We start from the raw sequence: 23,209 nt of genomic DNA, 5'->3' as shown, positions 1-23,209 counted from the left end.
AGTCGAGTGATCCTTGCGGATAAATTCGCAAGCTTGGGTGGATCAGCGAGTTTCGATTTTGATCGTTTTCTTGATGAGTTGCTCGGGCACGTTGCTAAGATGTGAATTGTTGAAGTCATAAAACTGGTGAACGAAGCGATCAGCGACTCCTTTGCCTCGCAGCAACACACCCGCTTCGAATCTCGTCGGCTTGGCAAAAATCGTGATGAACTCGATGCCTAGCTGCGGCCGGATTTTGATGCTGCCGTTTTCAGGAAAGCGCAATGTCGATCCATTCTGCAAAGAGATCACGCCGTCCGTCAGGATGGCGGTGCTCCCGCGCGAACTGGTTCCAATCATTTCGACAAACAAGTTTTGACCGGTCTTGTTTTCAACCTGAATGACCATGTCATCACCGGGTGAAAAGATATTGCTGCGTTTGTTGGTCTTCAGTTTCAAATCAAACGCGATGCCATCGGATAGGTGATCGGGACGCGTCAATCCATCAATGGGTGAAATGGGAACGCCAAGCCCCAGTTGTTGAGAGATCCGATCGAAATAGTCTTCCCATGTGTCACGACGGACGACTCCGCCGGCCGACAAACCTGCTAGTCCCAGTCGGGTGAACTGCGGAAGCCGAAAGACTTGCTGCAAATTACCGGAGTCTTGCAGCCCAAGTTCTGCGGCGGCTTGCGAGATCGCCAATGGCGAGTCAAGGAATCGTCGAGACAGAGGGATCAGCGGCTCTTTGTCTTGTGGTTCTCCCAACGCGTCGTTCATCGCTCGCATGAATTTCTTTTCGTCGCGATCAAGCAGTTCGTCCATCTCGTCCTTCGCGACATACATTCGCAGGATGTCGCGTTTGTCCAATCCCGTGCTGTCGGGAAGCGCGACGAATGCTGGACGAATGTTGTCGTTGAACCGTTTCATGCCGCGGTCGTGGCAACGCATGCACGCCAAGCCATTGCGAACGACTTTGTCTTCAGCAAACTTGTCTGTGACGATCGATGTCGGCGCTGCATTGATTCGGTTGCCAAGATTGTCGGTGATTAAGTATCCCTGAAGTCCATTTGGCAGGTTCCAAATCATCTCACCGCCCGCGAAATGAAAGTCGATTGGGTCGACGAACATATTCTGCTGACCCTTGCTGGTCTCGAAGTCGTAGCTTTTCCAGTACGCTCCATATCGAGCAGGATGGCGTTCCACGACGCGGTTGTTTCGGGACACGCCCGAGACGGTCATCCCAGCGCGTTTCGCGATGTGGTTTTCGATATTTTCAGCCGAGTCAACGCCGAGCTCTGTTTCCAAATCATGCAACTGAAAAGGGATTTGCAGCATATCTTCATACAACGGGAACTGCGTCGCAACACTCACGAACCAATCGATTCGGACAAACGGGATCGGGCGAATCAATTCAGCCGGCTGAAGGTAAGTTTCCCAAAGTTCATCGAAAGTCTCGGAATTCTCGAACGCCAACGCATAGGGATACTCCAACAACACCATGTCGTACAGATCCGTTGAACTGGGGACAGTCTCGGTCCCCGCATCGACCACGCGAAAGGGGCGTTTGTGCCAGCCGAGTTTGCGAATATCGACCGCGTAGATCGATCCAATTTCGTCAACCTTCGTGGGCTTGACGATTGCTGGCTCCCAAGACAAATGGTTCATCGCTTTGGAAAGGGCTTGGCCGTTGACTTTTAGTTCAGCCGCAGTGGCTCCTTCGACGAGAGAATGGTTGCTGCTAAAGAAACGCAAGAACGGACGATCATCGCGAGGGGTTGCTTTGACGTGCTTCAGAATTTGCGTCAACACGTACTCTGCACCGACAACGTTGGACAGTGCTGAGTCGCTATCTTGCTGATCCGGTTGTTGAATGTCTTTCGGGAATGCGGGGGCGCCTGCTTCGATCCACTTGCGAACGGTTTCGATTTCGAACGATTCCAATGGCGGAAGCGGAGGTTCTGGCATTCTTGACCCTTCGTCTTCGCTGACGATGTAGTCGTACAGACTTGAATCGTCGACGCTTCCTGGCGTCACGAAGTTGTCCTCGCCGACAAAACTACTCGTTTCAAGGATTTCGATATCTGCTTCACGCCGCGTCTTGCCGTGACACTCAGCACATCGCGCGCGAAAGATGTTCTTGACTTCGGCCGCTAACTTTTCAGCGTCATCTGCGTGAATCGTTTGTGGCGAAAGCCAAGCAAAGAAGAGAAACGCTGCCCGCACGCGAGCCGAGTAATAGAACCGCATTGTTGTTCCGAGAAATTGAAAGAGGATGACCTTCGAAACCAAAAACAGGGAGATAGCCGCCCTAGACTAAGTTGGGGGCACCGTAGCTGCAAAGAAATACTTTCACCACCACCGAATTTCCGACGTATCAGCATTGGTCTGCCAATTCAGCCTGACGAAGTTGGATTGCTGACCCCAATTCTTCCCCCAAGCAAATCACCGAAGGTGTCCCATGCGTCCCGACGGAAAACCCGCCGCTTTTCCCCCTGCGCCCAACTTCGCTACCGATAGCGAAAACGGTTCCTTCTCACGGCGTCCCGTTCGTTTCCGGTTCCGAGACCGGATGGCCGTTCGGTCCCCATGACCAGCCGAGTTCACCGAAACGACTCCAAAATGTCTCACGCTTCATCGACGGACGAAAGATAACCTTCGTGGCTAAACCAGGTTGACAATGCCGAATGCGGATTCCTCGCCAGATGAACCCGAACAGCCATAGTTCATCCATGCCTAACACGTTCTCGCGATCAATGCGGAACGACTTCAGCGAAGCACGAAGCAGTAGCGTCGGCGGTGTCACGGCCATGTCAACGAACAATTGCGCGTTGAAGTAACCGACTTTCATCGATCCTTTGAATAGGACCGGTTCAGCGTTGGGATTCGATGTTTTCATCTTGTTCTGATCATTCAATCGATAAGAGTCTTAATTAAGCCGGCGAGTCATTCGTCTCGGCCGGGCCGATCACGGTTGCCGTCATCAAAGGTCGATCGATGCCTTTGACTTCCATCGGTTCATTTTCGCGAAATCGAAACGCATTGCCGATCGCGTCGACGACTTCTCTGGAAACCACCACCGTTCCGCCGGCGGCTTTGTCACACAAACGTGACGCCGTGTTCACAGTGCTGCCGATCGCGGTGTACTCCAACCGCTGCGGGGTGCCGACGGTTCCCACGATTGCGACCCCGGTGTGAATGCCGATGCCGATCGACAATCTACTGGTTGACGCGGCCGATTTGGAATCCTGGGCTTTCAAAAAATCGGCCAGCCGCGACTGGATCGCCCACGCCGCCTTGATCGCGCGAAGGGCGTGATCGGGTTGATCCGTCGGAGCGTTGAACAGGACCAGGATCGCGTCTCCGATAAACTTATCGACCGTTCCGTCTTGTTCAAAAGTGCAATTGACCATGATGCCCAGAAACTCATTCAATCGATCCAAGACTGCCTCGGGTTCGTTGCCCTCGGTGAACCGGGTGAAGCCACGGATGTCCGCGAACATCACGGTGACATCCCGTCGAGTGCCGCCGACCGAGATCGCTTGCAGCGAACGCTTCGAAATCAAGTCGCTGACGACCGCGCGGGGCACGTAGCGACCGAACAAATCCGTCATGCGATTTCGCCACCGAATTTCATAACCGTAACGAGTCACCCCGGCGGCGATGCCCGCCAGTGCAATCGTCACCGACGTGATCGCCATGTCGGAAAACCAATTGGAACGGTAAGCCAGAATCGCGATTCCAAAGTACACAACCAGAATCGCGACGCCGCCGACGAGCGCGGCTAGTGGTGGAAACCGTCCGACCAGGATCGCGGTTACGCATGAAAATACGATCGCAATGACCATGTACATCCAAAGCGGCATCTCCCGCATGAATCGACCGTTAATCAGCGTTTGTGTGGCGAGCGCTAGCATCACCGAGTTGCCGACTTGCTCGCGCTGGCCGGGGACACGAAAACGTTGGTCGGTCCGAACAAAATCCGGATCCATACCGATCACGACCAGTTTTCCGCGAACAAGCTCGGCATCAAAGTCGCCTTCCGCGACATCGCCGTAGTCCAACCGCTGGAATGCTTCGACATGCTGCGTGTGGTCGATCCAAAACGCGAACGGCGCGACCTGCGGCCACTGACCTTCGTACGAAAACCAACTGACCATCCGATCGCCGATTTTGTAGTCCGAGATCGGTGGCTCAAAATCGCACTCCGACAACAGGTTCTCCATTTGCGGAAAGAAGTCTCGCCAGACGCCCGCCATGCCGCACTGGCTGATCGCATCCTCAACGCCGTCATCGATCAAAATGTCCAGATTCTCGTACCTTCGCATCAACCAAACCGCCATCGTCTCACGCATCACAAACAAGTCGTGGTCCGCGATCGGACACATGCGGCTGTGTCGTTCCGAGTCCGCCGGCGATCGCATGCTGATCGATTCGTGCCGGATGAAGTCGTCGAAGCCGCGAACGGTTTCGTAGTCGACCATGCTGCCGAGCATGATTTCGCGAACGATGCGACCGCGTCCGCCTTCCAGGTCGCGCATCATCTCCAGCGTCGGTCGCGCGACCGGTTCAAAATCTTCGGGCAACAAGGACGCGATCAGTCGCGGGTCGGCGATCGCGTTCACGCCGGCGTCAAGCAACTCCGCAAGCAACTTGCGGTCGGTTTCCACGGTCGGCTTGGTCCCCAACCGCTCCGCGCTGGCACGTCCATAGTGAATCAGCACGATGTCGGTGGGATCGGAACGCATTCCGAACTGCGGCCCGGTGTCGGAAATCATCAAGAAGTCCGACGCCGAAAGCATAGCGTTGCGAACCCACTGGCCGCCGGCGTAGAAAAGCGACGCGGCGATCGAACCGAACGACAAGCCGATGATTGCGAGCAGCCAAACCGCCGGACACCGCCGAGTCGATCGTGTGGCATCTGACGGCATCAGCAGACTCGTGAGTGGCTTGGGACCGCGTCGTTTGTCTTCAATGAGAAAAACGTCGCAACGACGCCGACTAGATTAACAAGAATTCCGCCGCGAGATCTCACTTTTGACCAACTAGCCCCTTAAACAAGCGTTCGCGGGACCCACTTTTGTTTGTTTATGCAACGCAGCGGCTCACTCTCCAGCGCTGCTAGCGGCGTGAATCGGTTGTTTGTGTTCGCATCCCTTGAGTATCTTCTTGGGTTGGGCGCTGCGGTGGTATCCGTCGAGGAGGTCGGCCGCATCAGCGAAACGGTCGTGAATGCTTCGGAGGGGACATTGCATCGATTGGAAATGTCCGAGCAGAGGGAGTTGGTTGGCGTGGCGCTGAATCGGCTGAAGCCTCACGATCGCAAGATTCTCTTGCTTCGCGAGTTCGATTGCTTTGACTACCGCACGATCGGCCAAATTCTGGGGATCAATGTCGGAACCGTCCGCAGTCGCTTGTCGCGAGCACGCGGTCGATTGAAGAAGGAACTGGCATTTCTGATTTTCTAGTAAGACATCGCTTGGACGGGACGTCAAAAAAGCACGCCCTTCCTGTCTTCTCCATTTTGAAACCCAACCATGTCCACGATTCACGTGACTGATGCCAATTTTGATGCCGTTGTGCCCCATTCCTCCGCCCCCGTCTTGGTCAACTTCTGGGCTTCCTGGTGCGGTCCTTGTCGCATGATGGGTCCTGGCCCAATACTGTTCGGCTCACCATGTGCTCTGAACTGATCTTGAGGTTTGGAATTGCCCACGAAAAGTTGACAGTGGACCGATCTTAAGGGAAGGGTAAGAGGCGAGTCCTTTGGATCAGGATTCACCAACGAGTGACGGTTCTTTGATCGCTTACTCGAAGTCGATTGGACTGAGGTAGTCCAACGACGAGTGCAGGCGATGAGGGTTGTAAAATCGTTCGATGTAGTCAGACACGCCGCGTGTGGCGTATTCGTGCGTGTCGTAAATTTGCTGTGCTTCCTCGGTCTTGTAGCTCTTGAAGAACGATGCCATCGGTGCGTTGTCGTAGCAGATCCCGCGACGACTCATGCTTTGAACAAGCCCACTGGCCACTAAACGCCTGCGAAAATGATCGCTTGCGAACTGGGAGCCACGATCGCTGTGAACGATCAGGCCCGCACTTGGCTCGCGAAACGTGAGTGCTTGACTTTCTTGACAGGGGCTTTGGTGGTTATAAAGATGCCAGAACTAGGGCAGGTAGACGCCGCCATTCAAGAGGGTTCAGTGCTGGAATCCGCCCCGCGCTCAGGCTCAGCTCCTCCTTGAAAAGGAGGGTGCAGAAAGACCGCACGACCTCCAAGCAGGCGGCGGCAACGCTAAGCGACTTTGCCCACACCTTTCAACTTTTGGAGCCTTGCAACCGTGAATTGTCGACTCCGCTTCTTTTTGTGCATTTCGTTTCTCACGGTCTCGCTCGCAATTCAATCGCCAGCCATCGGCGAGATTACTTTCGTGGACACGTCGTTTTCGACGTTCACCGACGCGGTAACGCTGCAGCGAGTTGGTGTGAATCGAGGCGGAACACAGTACGCCTATCGGGGATCCGATTGGATCACGGGTTCGGTCACTGCCGTCAACATTTCCAGTGCGACCGTGATCAGTGCCGATGGCTATCCTTCGGCAGGCGCGGTAGACGGATTTCTCAGCAGCCCAGTACTCAATCGCGGATTGCTAGACCCCGGACTTGGCGATGGCGTTTTCAATCCTGGCGATGAATTCACTCAGTACACGTTCAATCAACCCGTCTACAACGATGTCGGCAGCGACTTGTTATTGTCGTTCATTACATTTGATTTCGGATCGTTCGAAACAAGCCCAGGTCCCTATTGGCTTTCGGCCGATGGTGGGGCTCCGCTGATGGTCAATCGGTCCGCGGACTTTGATCTATCGCCCGTAAATTCCATGCCGATGTTCACGTATTTTGATACCATTGCGGATCCATCCGACTTTCTCAACAGCACGACGCCATCAGGATTCCTCGGCACCAGCAACGCAACGCCACGTCCCAGTCTGCAGCTAGTCGATCTTACCGATCTAGGTATTGGACATGGCGGTACGATTACTTCGTTAAGAATTTGGGACGACGACTTCAGCAACGGCAACACGATTTACCCAACCTTCATTGCCGCTTTCCCCGCCGTGTCGGTCCCGGAACCATCATTCGCAGGCGCGCTGGCGATCTGCATTTCTGCTGCGATGACTCGACGAAAACGCAGACAGACCACGCGTTGATCGATGCACGGTTGATCGATGCACGGTTGATCGATGCACGGTTGATCGATGCACGTCTGGACAACACATTCGCTTAAGAACTAGACGTTCGTCGTGCGACGCACCCTACGTCGACGCAAGGTGCCCGATTGCCATCGCCGTCTCGCGACTTCGCGGGAATCAGAAAGCCGGCACGTCGCTGGCCGGGGAAGCTTCCTGTTTGGCTTTTTCCCGTTTCCGTCTTTCTTCGAACGGGTCATATTTTGGAAAGTCGCTGTGCTGCATTTCAGCTGGCAAACGAATGATCTGCATTTGTTCATTCTTGTCATCCCATGGCTCGATCTGAATCGGCGTATCCGGAACCAAATCCTTTTCGGTGACCATTCCAATGCCGTTTTTGTGAATGACGACGACGGAAAACTTCTCCGTCTCGGGTGGAAACTGAAACTTGCCCTCTCCATCTGTGGTCGTTACAGGGTTTTCCCCGTCATAGACTTGCTCGTCACGTTTGCTGACGTTGATACGCGTTCGCGCGAGGATCACTTTGGCATTCGCTAACGGTTTCCCGTCGACGCCGTTCACTGACCCCGTCACCGGGTTCCCCTTTTTCAGTTTTAGATTGATTGACAGCGTGTGCTTTTTATCATCTCGCTTTGCTTCAATCGTTCGTGATATTCCGGGCTCGTACCCGTCCGCTTCCACCCGAATGCGTTGCGGGAATCCCGTCTGACTGAATACTTTTTCGAACGTCCCGGTTAATACGCGTGGTTTCGGATAGAGTTGCCAGTCTGGTGCCCTGCCATCGTCGTACTCGAACCCCATCATGTAGGTTAAATCCTTGATTGGCATTCTAGTCTCGGCGTCAGTGACGTTTACCTTGACGGTAAGTGGCGGCGTCAGCGTCAGTGTGTACTCTTTCTCGCCGGCAATCATCGGGGTTTCGTCGATGCTCATCTTTCCCTGTTTTCCGACGTCATAATCGACGACATCCGCAGGCAGGTCCTCCACCACGAATCTTCCGTCCGCGTTAGTTTTTGCCTCGACACGAAGTCGGCCTCGTTTGCCTCGCCAATTCTGAGCCCAAACGGTCGCCTTCTCTAACGGCTTGCCGAGTTCATCGACGACGCGACCGCGAAGAGTTTTTCCAGGTTTTAATTTGATGAACAGCGGGCCGTCTTGGAGCCCAAATAGTTCCGGTGCATAACCTTTTGCTTCGACCAGGAAATTTTCCGCCTCAGTCGAACGGGCAGACCACGCTTGGTCGCCAACGACTTCGACCGCCTGAGCCGAGAACTTGAACTTGCCGTCTCCTTCAGTCGTCGCAATCGGTTCATCAATGCGGTGATCGTGAAGGAAGGCAAATATCTTTGCCGATGGAACCGGCCGACCGTCTTCGTTGGTGATGATGCCCTGAACAAGTCTCCCTTTCTTCATCGTCACCACAGCGGACGAGTCAAACAGTTTCTGCAAAGGGGGAGCTTCGTAGATTGACCTCGAAGTCAATCCACGAACCGAGTGGTCACTGATGAAGCTGGGATGTTGAAAGTAAAGGTGAAACCTGTCCTTGTCGATTTCCTTTGGCAAGATATCCAGCTTCCATCGACCATCCTTGTCACTGGTCGCGATCCCTTTGCAGTTGTAATTGGAATCACAAATATTGACCCGGACATGTGGGCTGTCGCCAAGTGCTTTACCCGTGCTTTCTTCCCAATAGTGCATCGAGACCCGAGCACCGGCAACGGGCTTACCATCCTCGTCCACGATCGTTCCGCCGATCGTGTTTCCGGGGTCCAGTGGAATCGAAATTGTTTTTGGCAGTACGGGAGTCGGTTCAGATTCCCAGTAAACTCGCAGCGGCACAAAGCCAGGCTTACTTGGATAGACTCGCATCGATTTGATTGGCAAGTCTGGCAATGTGATGATCGACTTACCCTCGGCATCGGTCGTTTGCACTTTGACATCGTTAAAGTCGATTCCTTTCCCCATGTACTGCAGTTCCAGATCGACATCAGGAATCGGCTCTTTCGTTTCAGAGTGGATCACTCGAAACTCCATCGTCTGCCCTTTGTCCCAGTCGACTTTCGGATCCGTCGTCGTTTCTGGCGAATCTGCTGGTGATTCACTCGTTGCTTCTTGTGGCATCGCGGCGACCGCAGTGGTATTCGTGACAACGATCGTAGACGGCAAAGCAATCGCTGCGATGGTTCCCAGGACGACGAGCGCTGCAAGCGAGGGTCGCCGACGGAACTTGCGAGTCCCAGACAGCATCGTGCAAATCCGATCCTCAATGTTTTTCGTCGAACCGCCGACCGCCAGCACGGACTGAAACGCATCGAAGTTTCTTTCGAGATCCAGCAATTGCACAATGGCTTCACAGTACAATTTTGGCGAAGTCTTTGAGTCCGATAAAACGAATTCGTCGCAACATTTCTCCCGCTCTTCTCGAACTTTTCGATTGGCCCACCAGACTGCTGGGTGAAAGAAAAAAATGGCCTGAATGAACATCTGAACCAGATTGATCGCCAAATCCCATCTGCCAACATGGGCTAACTCGTGAGTCAAGATTGCCCGGCGCTGCGCGACTGATTCGATATTCTTAAAGCCGGCCGGCAGATAGACATCACCTCGCAACCAGCCAAACACGAATGGCTGTGAGCTTGATGCAACGACGTAGACTTTAGGCGCTCGCCAAAGTGACATTGCACCGGCGATTGAGGCAACGAACGATTGCGTTTCTTCTTCCGCTGGAACACGCAGACGTCTCAATCGCCACTGAGTCTCAAACATCTTGCCGAACAATACCGTCAAGAAAACCGTCGTACCCACGATCCAACCAAGGACTAGCCACGCCGAAATGTTAATGCTTGTTTTCGGCTTAACAGTCGCCAAGCGCAGCGAGACCGGCGCGGTGACCTGTGTGTCGACATCCGTGTCAACGACGGAGGCAATTGTGCGTGCTGTCGCAGCGGAAGTTTGTTGGAAACTCTGCGCCCTTGGTTTCGATGCAACACTTCCGTCAACAACCATGCTCGGGATGGTCAGCGTTGAAACAACGGCATCCGAACTCGCGGGCAATACCCCCACCGGAACACTGATCAGCGATGGAGTCAAACATTTGCCGATCACCAGCAGCCACAGCAGGTAACGCCAATGAGCGCTTTGATTTTTTAGCAACCATGCGCCAACCACCGCGATCGCAAATACAACGATCAACTGACAACTCTGATTGGCAAGAAATCCGGCAACCCAATCAAAGACAGTTTCCATGGTTCTCTCCACATCCCGGTAAGTGTTCGCGTCGATCTAGCCGTGTTTTTCGATCAGTTTCTTCAATCGCTTGATATCGTCATCACCAAGCTCGCTTTGATCGGCAAGATGAAGCATCAACGGCAAAGGATCGCCACCAAAGAGTCGGTCAACGAAATCGCCAACCGTGCGTTTGATCACGTCCTCCTGTTTCACCGCAGCCGTAAACACATGGGCCTTGCCGTCAACTTCGTGCTCGACATAGCCTTTCTTTTCCAATCGTCGCATTAACGTTTGCACGGTGGCGTAATTGGCAGGCGGCTTCTTCGACAGCGCGTCACAGACTTGCTGAACGGTTGCCGTCCCAAGTTTCCACACGAGCCGCAATATCTCCGTCTCGGCTGGGCTGACGGGCGGCAAATTTTTCTTCTTACGTACCATGACCTCTCCTCGTACAGATGTACAATCAACATTATTTGTACATTCGTACGAGTTGTCAACAGAGCTTCTGTAAAGTTCGCTTCTGGATCGGAACCGTTGGCGCTATGGTCCTGTTTGAGCTTTCTGCCTCCAATTGCCTCCGCACGGCCCCGCGAGAGACACCGAGGGTCTTGGCGATGCGTCGCTGGGAATACCCGGCACGCCGTAAGTTGTTGATTGCAAGGGACTTGTCCATCGCCAGTTGATTCGCCATGAGGCCCTCGTCGGTGGGTTTTCGGATGTGAAAACCCACCACCGGACGCGGGGCCAGGGTGCGGGATCAACTGGTACCGTTTGAGGCGCCAATCACTGGCGCTGTTTGAGCGCCAACTGACAGAAGTATCGATTACTGGAGTTTTCAGCGTCGCCTTCGACATGGACAACAATGAAGCTACACTCAGCAATGTGTTCGAGTCCCATGTGCTCGAGCCGAACGCTTCTTGCAACCCAGCCATGACTACCAAACTCCTCGGAGAGAAGATCGTGATTCGACGTTCAGTTTATTCGTTGCTTCTGTCAGCTGCTCTTGTCACCTTCGATTCCGTCGGACTGCGGGCGGAAGAATGGAATCAGTTCCGCGGTTCGAACTTTGGTCGCACCTCAGAGTCACAAGTCGCCGAACTTTGGAACTCAGATGCCGTAGCTTGGAAGACTCCTCTTCCGGGGCGCGGAAGCTCCTGTCCGGTCGTTTTCAAAGATCGTGCTTACGTCACTGCGTACACCGGTTTCGGCATCAACGATGATGCGCCTGGCAATCCCGGTGATTTGGTTCGGCACCTATTCTGTATCAATTTGTCCGACGGAAGCATCGTTTGGCAGAAAGACGTGCCGGCTCCCTCGCACAAAGCCGAATACAACAACTGGGGCGTCGGTGTCCACGGCTACGCATCGAGCACACCTGCCGTCGATGAGACGGGAGTCTACGTATACTTCGCGGAAGCCGGACTGATCGCGTTCGACTTCGATGGCAACCAGCGTTGGCAAGCCGATTGCGGATCCAACACCCATAGCTTCGGCTCGGGCAATTCACCAGTTCTTTACAAGGGCACCGTGATCATCAACGCAAGTGTCGAAAGCGGTGACTTGATTGCGTTGAAAAAGTCTGATGGCAGTGAAGTTTGGCGACAGGGTGGTATCGGCGAGTCATGGAATTCGCCAGTCATTTACAAAAGCCAGACCAACAGCGACGAATTGGCGTTGTCGATCAAGGGAAAGATCTTGGCTTTCGATCCGAACACGGGCAAGCCACTGTGGAGCTGCGCTGGCATCGACGACTACATTTGTCCCAACATTATCGTTGAAGACGGCATCCTCTACGCCGGTGGTGGCCGACGAAGCCGACTGATTGCCATTCGCAGTGGCGGGTCTGGGGATGTCACCGAGTCGCACAAGATCTGGGACATTGTGCAAGGTTCCAACGTATCGTCACCCGTGTATCACGAAGGGCATGTGTATTGGGCACGTGAGAAAGGCGGACTGGTGTATTGCGTTGACGCCACGACTGGTGAAACGAATTACGAGCAACGACTCAATCCGTCCAGCGATTTGATTTACGCCTCGCCACTGCTCGCCGACGGACGGCTGTATTATGTCAGTCGCAAGAACGGCATCTTCACGGTCGCCGCAACCCCCGAATTCAAGTTGCTTTCTCACACGAACCTAGACGGAGATGATTCGATCTTCAACGCTTCGCCCGTGGTGATCAGTGACGGAAGCGTTCTCCTGCGAAGCGATCAATTTCTCTATCGACTAGGCCCTCAAGAGTGAGGCCAACAGCCAAATCGGCGTCCGGCACGAACGGCAGTCAATCCGCGCAAGGCATTGCTTTGCGTCAGCGTAGCTTCGGCTGACAGCAAGGGGCTTCACTTGCGATGAGTTTGGGTATCCACCCTCACGTTTTCCGAGAGACAGGCTTGCAGTACGCTGCGAGTGGAGAAGATCTCAATTGGAGAAGATCTCAATCGACTTGTGGCGAATGATGCGAGCCTCACTACAGCGGTGATGATGGCAAGCGATGCCGGCGAGGACGATGAGGAACTCAGGCACAGGAGCAATCGTACCTACCGCCGAATCCTGAGTAGCTTGCCCGTGGAGGTTGCGTGCCGCTACGGCTATCAGGAGAAGCCATCGGATCGACTGATCGAGACGCTCGTCCTTGCTCGATCCCAAGAGCAATGGAACGAAGTCGTCAAACTGGCAGATGCATTGGGGAACCCGTAAGGGCAATTCCCAATCTGCTCGATCAGTTCATTTCCTTTGAGGTGATGCAGCCCTGAAAGAATGCGGATCACTTCTTCCCAAATCTCAACGTGGCCGGCTTCGCCACCTTCGTAGAACGCATTCGGAAAACCAGGATCGACCAAGCTTCGTCCGGAACAGGGATCCAGTAGTTGGCACCACCAAAGGGCAGTCCTCGCTCTAGAGCCAAGTGATGACGATGATGCTGATGGGTTGTTACCACAGCGGTTCGGACTGCTGACGGAAGCGAGTCGACAGACGTTTGAAGCAGGACTTCTCTCAAGGTTTCAAATGATATCCACGGCCTAGCAAAGACGTGTTTCGCAACTGACTGACCATCCTGATTCTGAACGCGTCACAAGAACTCGGTGTCGGCCACCGGAGCCGGTTAGAGAATCCTATCTCTCATGCGATATGTTCCGCAATCTAGTCACCTATTAGGTATACCCGCGAACCGAATTTCAAGTCGTGGAACCTTTTCTATTTCACCTGAATTGTCTAGGACGCATGCGAATCAGAAGTCGCCACTTCTTCAACCTGCGCGGGAGTCATGAATAGGGTCGCAAGTTGTTGTATTTGGAATGATCGATCGGTCGGGAACATTTGTAGTTTGGGGCACCCAAGCTTCTCCATCAATTCAGTGATTGCGTGCGCCGACCCGTTGGAGAGAGTTTCACTCGGAGTAGTGTCGAATATCGCCAAATGCCGCGTGATCCAAGTACTCAACTTAATCATGTAGTTGTCACTGGGACTTGATTTGCTTTGTACCTGTCCGCCAGGGGAGGTGCGGATGTCTCTTTCTATCATGGACAACGCACAATCGATTGCTGCTGACTCGAAGCCTTCCAATTCGACTGTTCGATCTCCTAGCTTCGCTGAATCGCAAACCATCGCTCCGTGATCTGTGTGTCGTACAGACGAATCAGTTATTGTGGCGGACTTGTCGAAGAGTGACGTCCGCTGGAGCGACTGTGGCAGGAAATACGAAACGTCACCGAGAATGAGACTGCAATCAAACTCGAGTGCCCTGGTCAGCGGCAGCTTCGCACTTGACGACTTGCGATTCAACGTGTCAGGCGTGTTGACCGTCCAGACGTTAAACTTTTCCCAGTATACAACATACACGATAGGCATCCCCAGACTCTCCGCGTACGCCTCCGCGATGGAAACCTGAGACGACGCCAGTTTTAGCGTCGTTTTGTCTCGCTGGACTCGTTTGACCTCAACGAGCAATGGCTGGTGAGTCAATGCCGTTGTTTCAACCAGCATCAGGAAGTCCGGAACCTGGTAAAGAGATTTTGATCGCGTTGGAAACTGTTGCTGATCGAGACCATGGATCAGGACAGCCCACGGCATCGCACAGAAAATCCACTCGAACCAGTCTTCTATCTTGAAACCTGAAACAAACCGTTCGACTCGGTCTTGGTCTACTGACGAGAGCTGTGATTCTAAGTTCTTTCTTGCGTCGTTCGGCAACTCAAAATGAGTTTGCACGTCGTGTAGAACGCGAATGCGCTCGATATCCGGTTTGTCGTTCATTTGATTTTGGTTCTAAGTACTTGTCGGCTCTCGGCGCTACCAGTCCATGTTTGCGGCGCGATCGAATTGCCCCGAAAGGTGATCGATCATTTCATTCATTTCCTCAAGGGAGTTTGTTGCTTTGGCGTAAGTCCCGTCTTTTGCAAGTGTCAGGATGGAGGGGAGATAGCTCTCCTGCACATAATGCATTGCCGTTTCTGTTTCACCTTTCCAAAGAAAGTCCACGAACTTCTCCAGGAGTTCAATCACAGCGTCTTCCTCGAAGGCCAAGTTATCATCGAGAGCGAAACGGCTTTTGCTCTTGTCGTGTGGCATCAAGACGGGTACGGCACCGGCACTGGAGTGAAAATTAAACGCCTGGCCGTTCTTCCCGAACGCGCCATGAGCCAAGAAATTGCGAAGCTGTCGACGAACGATGACCAATTCGTCGTAGTATTTCTTCGCAACGGGCTGGTCGATGCCAATTGACGTTTTGAATTTATCTCCCCACTCAACGCCGGTCAGCTCTGCAATCGCTTCGCCACTGTCAATCCCGCGAAGGACGATCGCGATGTGTACGAACAAATGCTCTGTCCAACTGTAAAATGCGTCAATCGCAGAAATAGCCAGCCACTTTGCGTTGCGTTCCAATTGCTTGTGCGGAAATTGGATGAGCGTGCTGTTTCCATTGACTGTCTTGATCGTTTCGTCTTTCCTTGATTCAGCCTCGCCCCGTTCGCCGCGATACAGTTCGACAAAGAAAGTGAATCGTTCAAAAAGCTCATTCGACCGGTTCATAACGCTTATTTCAGATGCAGCTACCGCCCGACTCGCAATAAAGTCAAAGTACGGGCGTGCGACCTTCGACGCCTTCCGAATCTTTTTTACGATTTGCCGGGCGTCATCCTTGTCTGTATCTTTGTCGCGTGCGAACAAGCCCAGTCCGAACTTTCGATGCTCAATAAGAAATGCGCGACCGTCGAAGTCGATCGGAACTGACCACGCGATTTTCTCGAATCGGCCAAGGTTCCGGAATCCGAGCAAATCGCAAAAAAGAAAGTGAACGATTTGGTACGGCGGCAGTTGTCGGCCCTCAACCGTCTCCTCAGCTTTGAACAGGAAGTCCTTTTCGGCTTGCGTATTGGCGTCGACCTCTTTGATTGGCGCCAGCGTGCATCTAACCTTCGTCCTCAAATCTTCCCATTCGTCCGCTGCCATTGGTCAATTCTCTTTGTTCATTGAAATTGTGCCGTTCATCGCCGATTCCCGCTAAACCAATGACGCGTTCCTAGCGTTTTGGTTCGGGGAGCGGATTTCCTGAATTGTTACCCAGACCTCGACAGCCATTACATGGCCGTGCTGAAGTAGTCACCAGAAATTGCACTGTCTTTTCATCAGCCAACGAGAGGACGAGTTGTCCGATGCGCAGCGGAACTGAAGAACGGCCCTAAGCTCTGCCCCGGTCGTCGGGGTTGTCGAATGCCATGACTTTTCGACGAATCGAATACCGCTGATGAAACGATGGGTGATTATACAGAACCGAGACCGATATGCGTGTGCGTTCTGGCGCTCGTCGCCAGTGCACTGGTCACGTTTGGGTGACGAATCGAAAAAGGGGAAGGGGGCGGACGAGGAAAAGGTACGCGGACTCTTTCGTGGCATTTTGGCGGCAGTCTTGGCTGGTCCGGTGGCCGACGCCTGAGGTTGCTCCGGTTCATCGTACGGACGTAGTGATTGGAACTAAAGAGGGTGCCTGGGCGCCAAAACGATGGTAGCAACGAATTTCTCAGCGAACCCATCGTATCCAACGTAGGAATCGGAATAGCCTTCCAAGTAGCCTTGCCCGGTCAATTCGACTTCGTGCATCCTGTTCTAATCTGAACTTCCGCGAATCGACGTCCGTGCAAGTGAGACCACAACCTACGCAGAATCCGCTTCCGCTCTGCAACGTCTGTCTGCATCGAGGGCAGGTAGTGGTCATGGCGGTCTCTGATTGGTTTTGTCCGTTCGGTCGATAAATCGTGCATGCACCTGTGACAGGCTCACTTCCTCAATTGCCTGGGCGCGAATATGCCAGTTCCACGACTGCGACAGGCCACAAGATGCGTGTCGGTGACCTCAACAGTCCAGTACAACGCACGATCTAACGATCCACCGGTTCATCGACCTGGATCCGTCGCGTTTGCTCGAACTATCCTGGAAAGTCACATTTCCATTCCCAGATTCGGAAGTCGAGCAAGGAGCACTCAGCCCCGTAGCACGTCGAGCGGAGCCTACTGGAGGTAGTCGACGGCAATGCAGGAGATTCTCCAAATGTCGACAAAGTTTCCATCCGCTGTCCAACGCTATTGCAAAGCCAAAAAGCACTCGAAGGGTACAAGCGACGAGTACAAAGCCACCGTGAGAAAGTGGATCAGTTGGGGGCAAGAGATTCCTCTGGAACAGCTATCTCGATCAAGCATTCGAGATTTCCTGGATTGGGTTTACGACGATGCGGTTGAACAAGGGGGTGAGAATCCGGAGCGGACATCGAACAAGGCACGTGATCATGTCCGCGCTGTCGCCGCATGGGCATGGGAAAACGACATCATTGAATCGCTTCCGCGATTCCCAAAGCCGCGTCCGCAACGCGATGTCGCTGGTCGTCAGTATCTGAGCAAGGCGGAACTGAACGCACTCTACTTTGCCACGTACCAGATGCGCCGACCACGCGCGTGGAAGCAACCGCACTCGTTTGGCCAGTACTGGCGATCCGCAATCGTTCTTTTTTTCAACTACGGCCTGGACACGGGTACCATCTGGAAGACCAAAACAACTCACGAACCGCTCTTATGGCGGCACGTTTTCTGGAGCCGTGAATCGCCCGATCGACAATCGAAGCTTCGATCTCGCTATGGATGGATATTCTATCGACGAGTTAAAACGAACAAATCGTTCTATCGGCCGATGAATCGAGCGGTTCACGCACATTTGCGTCGCCTTCAACCTCCGACGCTCGTACCGGAGGAACCGATCTTCGTGGGTGGAACTGCGAGACCCAACGCGGTCTTCAAACGGTTGATCGCCCTCGCCGGGATTCGCGATAAAGTCGACATTGAAACCGGCGTTGCCAAAGACTGGCTGCTGAAGGACCTCCGCAAGACCTGCGCGACATACTATGACGAACACCTGCCTGAGTCTTCCATCGAAATCCTCGGTCACTCTGTGAGCGGCGTCACGTACCGGCACTATGCTCATCGAGATCCATTGGCATTCAAAGCAATCATGACGATCCCTCAGCCTTCCGCTTTCATGGCTCTACCACAGGGAATCGAGGGTGAATGCCCTTGCTGCCGGCGGAAGTTCGCGGGCGGATGATCTACCGGTCGATGAATCCGGAGCGTCTAACTCAGCCTGCGATTCGGCGCCGAGGTGTCCCGGCTTCAAAGACACCGATGCGAGTTCCGCCATGTAATTCGAGCGTTCGGTCGATGCAACCTCGGCACGCAAGGAGACGAATTGCCAAGAGTACTAATGGCCTTTTTCGCTCCCTTGGCATCTGCGGACGCCGCCGAGCGATGTGACGCCAACCCTGTTCCGGGTTTACTGATTACGAGAACCTAGTCGACGCTGACTCGCAAGAGATCTCGGCTCAGATGCGTACCGGGGCCGTGCTTGGAATCCCGTTTTTCACGTTGTTTGAGTGTCGGCTGAGTATTTTGACCACACGGGGTTGTTGCTTTAGCTGTTCACAACGCTCAGACACCGGGGGCATTGTTCACGATATATCTTTTGGTTCGTCGCAACTTGTGCAATTGACTGACAGGATGTTCATATGCAATTGGTAGAGACCGTTGAGCACACCCATCAAAGACTCTGCTAGTCGTTGTCCTGCGCGGTGTCGAACTGCGCATCCATCGAGATATCAACGGTCTCGCCGTCTTAGTTGACTTACTTCAGCAGCTCGAAGTCGTTGAGGACCCATGACTTTTCGATGTAGCCTTCGAGTGGGCCATAGAATCTGAAGACGACGAAGAAGCCCTTGTCAGGATCTGTCTTGATCCAGTTGCCCTTTTTCCCTGCTGGCATTTTCGGGCCGAAGTAGATGTCCACCGAGCCATCGGCATTGATGTCGGGTTTACCCGTGCTGCCGACGTTGATGTTCCCTCCCGAACCGAGCAGACTTCGGCTGATTGGGTCATAGGCAGTCACTGCCCAAAAGCGTTTGACAGGAGGCTTGGCCGGCACGCGCAGTCGATAGTTTTTGTCACCGAGCAAATAGGCGCCGTCTTTGTCTCTAAACGCGGTGAGATAGGCCGTGCCCACGCCCGCTGTCGTAGAAAGCAGATTCGGTGAAACGCAAATGGCCTGATAGTGCCAAAGGGTCCGGGCGTCGATGTCGTCGTGGCCGTCAGCGACGAACTCGGTGTTGCGTATGAACATTTTTTCCCAATGCCGATTCGGCCAATAGTTGATATCCGGATCGCGCGATGCATAGACGATTGCCCGCGACATGGCGACACCCTGCTTGGCTGCCGTGTCGAAGATGCCTTGCATCCGCTGGTCCGGCTTGAAGGCCTTGCCCTTTTCAATGCCCAGCGTGGCGAGTCGGCCCAACAATTCCTTGTCGAACAATTCCGTCGGCTCATACTGGATGATCTCGTTCAACATCGTGAACACTGAACCGTCTTCGGGAGGCAGAGTATTGGCACCGATTCCGGAGCAATTGACGGCGGTGTGTTCGCGGGGCCCCGTGGCCAAGGGGTAAACCTTCAAGCGATCCTTGAACCATTTTACGGCCTGATCGCCATTACCAACTTCGCCGAAGCCACGCATCATCGCCCAGATCCGGTAGCCCGGTGATCGGAACACAAAATGATCTTTTGGAGTTTCGCCTTTGTAACCTGGAGGCAGAAAGAGGTACTTGCCGCCCTTGCCCTTGTCCGGTCCGGTGGGGCCGAAGTCGGTGAGGTATTTGAAAGCGGCGTCGTTGGCATTGCCATACATTCCCGGCGGGATTTCCACGACGGTGGGCCCGTCCACTTTCAAGTCGATGGAGGCAAAGGCGTAGACCGTGATGTTGTTGCCAGTCAAGTAATTCTCACTCGGTGTCATGAAATCGGCCATAACGCCGACGTCCGAAGCGGACTTGAACCCGAAGTCGCGAATCTGCGACTTCACGATCGAGTACAGCGACAGCGCCGGATAGAATTCCATATAAGCCTGAGTCGCGCGCTGCCGATCCATCTCATCGTAGATCTTTTGCGTCGACGCTTCTGTCGGAAACGAACCGCCCTCAAACTCCAGCGTGCCAAAGTTGGTTTCCATCTTGTCGGGTGCCGGTTTGAAATCCCTGGCTGTCTGTTTCTTTCCCACGGATTCAAAAAGGTTCACGGTCTCTTCAGACGTATCCCCGGCCTGTTGGGCCAACGCGGGATCTACCAGGCAAAGGGCCATCATCACGGCCAAGCTTGTTGTAACACATCGTGTTATTTTCATGTCGGTTATCCGTTGTTGAATGCTGTCTCGAGAATCAATGCCTGGATTTGCCTCCGTAGACATACTGTTGCATGCTACTGAACCAGCTCGATCTCGCCCGGTCGCCATGTCTTGTCGATCCAAGGTTGCAGTGGACCGTACATTCTCAAACCAATCCACCAGCTCTTGCCGGGAATCGTTTGCAGCCAGTTGCCTTCCTGGCCTTGCGGTGCATTGGGTGCAAAGTAGATGTCGTACGAACCGTCGGCGTTTTTCTTGATGCCTTTGTCCTGGCTACCAAGCGTTGGGAACTGCTGGTCAGTCTGCAGTTGCGAACGAGTTTGCGTGTCGTACATCGTGACCGCCCAGAAGTCTTTGGCTGGCGGGTTCGGCGGCAGATGCAGCTTGTAGGTCTTGGAACCGTCGAGCACCTGTCCTTTGGCGTCGAGCATATTCAGACCGTAGTCCGAACCTTTGCCGGCAACCGTGACAGCCATGGCCGGAGACACACAGATGTATCCGAAGTGAAAGAGCACGCGCGGATCAAGACGATAGGCGCCATTGCGAGTGAAGGACGTGTCCTTGTCGGCATAGGCCATGACCCACGTGCTGTCTTTGCCGTACAGCAGGTTGCCTGGATCGCGTGGGAAGTAGCTGATGGCGCGAGCGGCAGCGTTCCCGACTGCGGCTGCATCGGTGAGGATCTTTTTCATCCGCGCGTCGGGATTGAATGGCTTTCCCTTTTCAATACCGATGGCGGCCATCATGCCTTTCGCTTCAGGACCGAGATAACTCTCCGGTTCTGTTTGAATCAAAGCGTGCAGCTTTTCAAAGAAGCTGTCATCGTTCGGCAAAACCGTGTTCATGTTCTTGCCGGAGACGTTGATGAACTCCATCGCCGGCGGATTGTCCTTCGTCGCCAGCGGATACACCTTCAGGCTGTTGCGAATGTTGGCCGAGGCGGCTGGAATCGCTTGCTCCAGCGGCAGGCTCTTGTCCAGATAGCCACGCATGAAAACCCACACGCCGCTTGTCTTTGACGGCACTACGAAGTAGCCCTCAGGCACGTCGCCCTTGTAGCCGGGGGGCAGCACCAGAAACTTCCCGCCCTTGCCTTTGTCAGGGCCAGCCACACCAAGATCCGACATGTAATGAAATTCCATGTCGTCCAGGATGCCCAGCATGCCGGGTGGAAGGTCGATCACCGAGGGGCCATCCTTCTGCAGATCGAGAAAACCGACGGCATACATGGTGGAAGTGTTCCCGGTCAGCAGCAGTGACTCGGAATCCATCAGGGAATCCCAGATGCAAATCTTGTTGCAGGTGTCCGCACCGACGCTCGCCTGGCCCTCACGCAATGTGGCGACGGACATGGCCGGAATGGAGTTGAGAAACACCTGCACAGCCCTGGAGCGATCGAGATAGTCGTAAACGGTTTCGACCGTTTTCGGCTGCGGCACACCGTCGAAATACTCAAGCGTACCGATCGAAGTTTCGACCTTATCCGGAGCCGTGATTGACGTCGGAATGTCGGTGGTCATCTTCAGCTTCGGCGGTTGCGCCCAGCAATTGATTCCTGCCAGCGTTACGGACACCGCGACAATTGCGCGCACGACTATTCGTTTGGTTTTCATTGATGGTTCTCTGTCGTTAGTTTGTAGAAAGGTAGGCCAGGACCTGTCCCGGCGATGCGTGTGCCAGGAGAGGCCCCGGAGCTACGATGAATTAGTCAACCAACTCCGGATCACCCGGTCGCCAGGTCTTGTCGAACCACGGTTGCTCCGGGCCGTAGAGGCGGATTAGCATGTTCCAACCTTTACCGGGAACGGATTGAATCCAATTGTTCTCTTGTCCCTCCGGTGCTTCGGGACCGAAGTAGATGTCGAAGGAACCATCGGTGTTTTGCTTCAGGCCTTTCTTGTTGCTGTCGAGGCCCGGAAACCGCTGGTCGGTCTGGAGCTCGGAGCGAGTCTGATTGTCGTAGAGCGTGAACGACCAGAAATCCTTGGCTGGCACGTTGGGCGGCAGATGCACTTTGTAGGTCTTGCTGCCGTCGAGAGCATTGCCATCCGCGTCCATGTAGGCCACGCCATATTGCGAGCCTTTGCCCACCATCTTCATGGTCATCGCCGGGGTGATGCCCGTCGCGTAGAAGTGGAAATAGCTGCGGGCGTCCAGCACGCGAGCACCGTTGTCCAGGAATTCATAACTCCCGCCCGGAAATGGAGTGCTCCAGACACCTTCGCCCGGGTAGAAGTAAAACATTTCATCTCGGGGACGCGCCGTCAGCGTACGAACCGTCACGGCACCCACATCAGCGGCCTCTTTGAGAATTTTTTGCATCCTGGCATCAGGTTTGAAAGGCTGTCCCTTCTTGATTCCGATCGAAGCCAGTTGACCCAGTATCTCTGGATCTTGCCCTTCGCTCGGCTCGGCCTGAACGACGTCGTTGATCTCTTCGAAGATCTGATAGTCAGTCCGATGGATCGTATTGAACTTCTTGCCCGAGACATTGATGAAGTTCATCTTCGGCGGACTGTCTTTCTGTGAGAGTGGATACATGCGGAAGATCCTTTTGGTTGTCTCCACAGCCGGCTTGGGATCGCCGTCCACCTGAAAACCTCGCCAGATGACCCAGTTGCCGTAGGTGTCAGACTGGGCGACGTGATAGCCGTCGGGCACATCGCCCTTGAAGCCGGGCGGCAGGATCAGAAACTTGCCACCCTTGCCTTTGTCCGGTCCAGCGTTGCCAAAATCAGCGACATAGTGAAACCAATGGCTATCAATGATGCCAAGGACATTCGGAGGAGTTTCGATCACGTATGGCTCGTCCTTCATTTCGAGCCAAGCGACCATGTAGACAGACGTCGTGTTTGGCGTCAGAAAGAGTGTCGTGGAATCCATGAGTTCTTCGAATAGCAGCGCGGTCGTATTGGGCGGACCAAATTCAAGGATGCCCTTTCGCATGCCGCCCATCGAGGCAATTTGAATACTGTTCAAATAGGCCTGCACACCGCGCTGAAAATCAAGGTTGTCATAGACTCTTTGAGCCGTCTCTTTGTCGGGCACTCCATCGAACAGTCGCAAAGTGCCCAGGCGCGTTT

The 23,209-nt window shown here is 54.0% G+C and carries 15 protein-coding genes and 1 pseudogene; 5 read left to right on the top strand and 11 right to left on the bottom strand.

Annotated features, from left to right (window positions below; all coding sequences use genetic code 11):
• Nucleotides 1-42 precede the first annotated feature (42 nt).
• The 3 genes from Poly59_RS15485 to Poly59_RS15475 all read right to left on the bottom strand — a co-directional run bounded on the left by Poly59_RS15485 (nucleotide 43) and on the right by Poly59_RS15475 (nucleotide 4,910).
• Nucleotides 43-2,229 carry a c-type cytochrome domain-containing protein gene (locus Poly59_RS15485; protein WP_146534997.1) on the bottom strand — a complete coding sequence of 729 codons (2,187 nt, stop codon included), beginning with the start codon at nucleotides 2,227-2,229 and terminating at the stop codon, nucleotides 43-45.
• A gap of 286 nt (nucleotides 2,230-2,515) precedes the next feature.
• A complete protein-coding gene (locus tag Poly59_RS15480; RefSeq protein ID WP_146534996.1) occupies nucleotides 2,516-2,878 on the bottom strand; it encodes a hypothetical protein in 363 nt (120 codons plus the stop codon).
• Between the two features lie 34 nt (nucleotides 2,879-2,912).
• Nucleotides 2,913-4,910 carry an adenylate/guanylate cyclase domain-containing protein gene (locus tag Poly59_RS15475; RefSeq protein ID WP_146534995.1) on the bottom strand — a complete coding sequence of 666 codons (1,998 nt, stop codon included), beginning with the start codon at nucleotides 4,908-4,910 and terminating at the stop codon, nucleotides 2,913-2,915.
• A gap of 159 nt (nucleotides 4,911-5,069) precedes the next feature.
• Here Poly59_RS15475 and Poly59_RS15470 point away from each other — a divergent pair, with 159 nt between their 5' ends.
• Together Poly59_RS15470 and Poly59_RS15465 are read left to right on the top strand one after the other, a co-directional pair.
• A complete protein-coding gene (locus Poly59_RS15470) occupies nucleotides 5,070-5,447 on the top strand; it encodes an RNA polymerase sigma factor (protein WP_146535321.1) in 378 nt (125 codons plus the stop codon).
• A 69-nt stretch (nucleotides 5,448-5,516) separates the two neighbouring features.
• Nucleotides 5,517-5,672: a thioredoxin domain-containing protein gene (locus Poly59_RS15465; RefSeq protein ID WP_146534994.1), complete on the top strand. Its 156-nt coding sequence runs from the start codon at nucleotides 5,517-5,519 to the stop codon at nucleotides 5,670-5,672.
• 114 nt (nucleotides 5,673-5,786) lie between these two features.
• Here the strand turns inward: Poly59_RS15465 and Poly59_RS15460 are convergent.
• Nucleotides 5,787-6,101 (bottom strand): annotated as a pseudogene (locus Poly59_RS15460) (IS3 family transposase); the annotation flags it as partial.
• 216 nt (nucleotides 6,102-6,317) lie between these two features.
• Here Poly59_RS15460 and Poly59_RS15455 point away from each other — a divergent pair.
• On the top strand, nucleotides 6,318-7,187 hold the full coding sequence (locus Poly59_RS15455; protein ID WP_146534993.1) for a hypothetical protein: 870 nt from the start codon (nucleotides 6,318-6,320) through the stop codon (nucleotides 7,185-7,187).
• Between the two features lie 159 nt (nucleotides 7,188-7,346).
• Here Poly59_RS15455 and Poly59_RS15450 read toward each other — a convergent pair whose 3' ends face one another.
• Both Poly59_RS15450 and Poly59_RS15445 read right to left on the bottom strand, forming a co-directional pair.
• The gene (locus Poly59_RS15450) at nucleotides 7,347-10,433 is read right to left on the bottom strand and encodes a M56 family metallopeptidase (RefSeq protein WP_146534992.1); all 3,087 of its coding nucleotides are present in this window, start codon (nucleotides 10,431-10,433) and stop codon (nucleotides 7,347-7,349) included.
• Nucleotides 10,434-10,469: 36 nt separating this feature from the next.
• On the bottom strand, nucleotides 10,470-10,853 hold the full coding sequence (locus Poly59_RS15445; protein ID WP_146534991.1) for a BlaI/MecI/CopY family transcriptional regulator: 384 nt from the start codon (nucleotides 10,851-10,853) through the stop codon (nucleotides 10,470-10,472).
• Nucleotides 10,854-11,375: 522 nt separating this feature from the next.
• Here Poly59_RS15445 and Poly59_RS15435 point away from each other — a divergent pair.
• Nucleotides 11,376-12,659: an outer membrane protein assembly factor BamB family protein gene (locus Poly59_RS15435; protein ID WP_186776283.1), complete on the top strand. Its 1,284-nt coding sequence runs from the start codon at nucleotides 11,376-11,378 to the stop codon at nucleotides 12,657-12,659.
• 969 nt (nucleotides 12,660-13,628) lie between these two features.
• Here Poly59_RS15435 and Poly59_RS15430 read toward each other — a convergent pair.
• Together Poly59_RS15430 and Poly59_RS15425 are read right to left on the bottom strand one after the other, a co-directional pair.
• Nucleotides 13,629-14,669: a hypothetical protein gene (locus Poly59_RS15430; protein ID WP_146534988.1), complete on the bottom strand. Its 1,041-nt coding sequence runs from the start codon at nucleotides 14,667-14,669 to the stop codon at nucleotides 13,629-13,631.
• Nucleotides 14,670-14,705: 36 nt separating this feature from the next.
• A complete protein-coding gene (locus tag Poly59_RS15425; protein WP_146534987.1) occupies nucleotides 14,706-15,299 on the bottom strand; it encodes a hypothetical protein in 594 nt (197 codons plus the stop codon).
• Between the two features lie 1,662 nt (nucleotides 15,300-16,961).
• Between Poly59_RS15425 and Poly59_RS15415 the strand changes: the two genes are divergently transcribed.
• On the top strand, nucleotides 16,962-18,005 hold the full coding sequence (locus Poly59_RS15415) for a tyrosine-type recombinase/integrase (RefSeq protein ID WP_146534985.1): 1,044 nt from the start codon (nucleotides 16,962-16,964) through the stop codon (nucleotides 18,003-18,005).
• A 573-nt stretch (nucleotides 18,006-18,578) separates the two neighbouring features.
• Here Poly59_RS15415 and Poly59_RS15410 read toward each other — a convergent pair.
• The 3 genes from Poly59_RS15410 to Poly59_RS15400 form a co-directional block, all read right to left on the bottom strand.
• Nucleotides 18,579-20,126, bottom strand: a complete 1,548-nt coding sequence (locus tag Poly59_RS15410; protein ID WP_222436113.1) for a DUF1254 domain-containing protein — start codon at nucleotides 20,124-20,126, stop codon at nucleotides 18,579-18,581.
• A 74-nt stretch (nucleotides 20,127-20,200) separates the two neighbouring features.
• Nucleotides 20,201-21,739 (bottom strand): DUF1254 domain-containing protein, encoded by a 1,539-nt coding sequence (locus tag Poly59_RS15405; protein WP_146534984.1) that lies wholly within the window; start codon nucleotides 21,737-21,739, stop codon nucleotides 20,201-20,203.
• 91 nt (nucleotides 21,740-21,830) lie between these two features.
• Nucleotides 21,831-23,174: a DUF1254 domain-containing protein gene (locus Poly59_RS15400; protein ID WP_246151674.1), complete on the bottom strand. Its 1,344-nt coding sequence runs from the start codon at nucleotides 23,172-23,174 to the stop codon at nucleotides 21,831-21,833.
• Between the last annotated feature and the right edge of the window lie 35 nt (nucleotides 23,175-23,209).

Origin of the sequence: Rubripirellula reticaptiva (assembly GCF_007860175.1) — a bacterium.
Taxonomy (GTDB): Bacteria; Planctomycetota; Planctomycetia; order Pirellulales; family Pirellulaceae; genus Rubripirellula; species Rubripirellula reticaptiva.
The sequence above is the reverse complement of the archived record's forward strand: the minus strand, read 5'-3'. Positions and strand labels throughout refer to the sequence as shown.

Coding starts and splice junctions, on each gene's coding strand:
- Poly59_RS15410 (WP_222436113.1), bottom strand. CDS start 20,126: ATGAAAATAACACGATGTGTTACAACAAGCTTGGCCGTGATGATGGCC.
- Poly59_RS15475 (WP_146534995.1), bottom strand. CDS start 4,910: ATGCCGTCAGATGCCACACGATCGACTCGGCGGTGTCCGGCGGTTTGG.
- Poly59_RS15445 (WP_146534991.1), bottom strand. CDS start 10,853: ATGGTACGTAAGAAGAAAAATTTGCCGCCCGTCAGCCCAGCCGAGACG.
- Poly59_RS15405 (WP_146534984.1), bottom strand. CDS start 21,739: ATGAAAACCAAACGAATAGTCGTGCGCGCAATTGTCGCGGTGTCCGTA.
- Poly59_RS15450 (WP_146534992.1), bottom strand. CDS start 10,433: ATGGAAACTGTCTTTGATTGGGTTGCCGGATTTCTTGCCAATCAGAGT.
- Poly59_RS15480 (WP_146534996.1), bottom strand. CDS start 2,878: ATGAAAACATCGAATCCCAACGCTGAACCGGTCCTATTCAAAGGATCG.
- Poly59_RS15430 (WP_146534988.1), bottom strand. CDS start 14,669: ATGAACGACAAACCGGATATCGAGCGCATTCGCGTTCTACACGACGTG.
- Poly59_RS15415 (WP_146534985.1), top strand. CDS start 16,962: ATGTCGACAAAGTTTCCATCCGCTGTCCAACGCTATTGCAAAGCCAAA.
- Poly59_RS15470 (WP_146535321.1), top strand. CDS start 5,070: ATGCAACGCAGCGGCTCACTCTCCAGCGCTGCTAGCGGCGTGAATCGG.
- Poly59_RS15485 (WP_146534997.1), bottom strand. CDS start 2,229: ATGCGGTTCTATTACTCGGCTCGCGTGCGGGCAGCGTTTCTCTTCTTT.
- Poly59_RS15465 (WP_146534994.1), top strand. CDS start 5,517: ATGTCCACGATTCACGTGACTGATGCCAATTTTGATGCCGTTGTGCCC.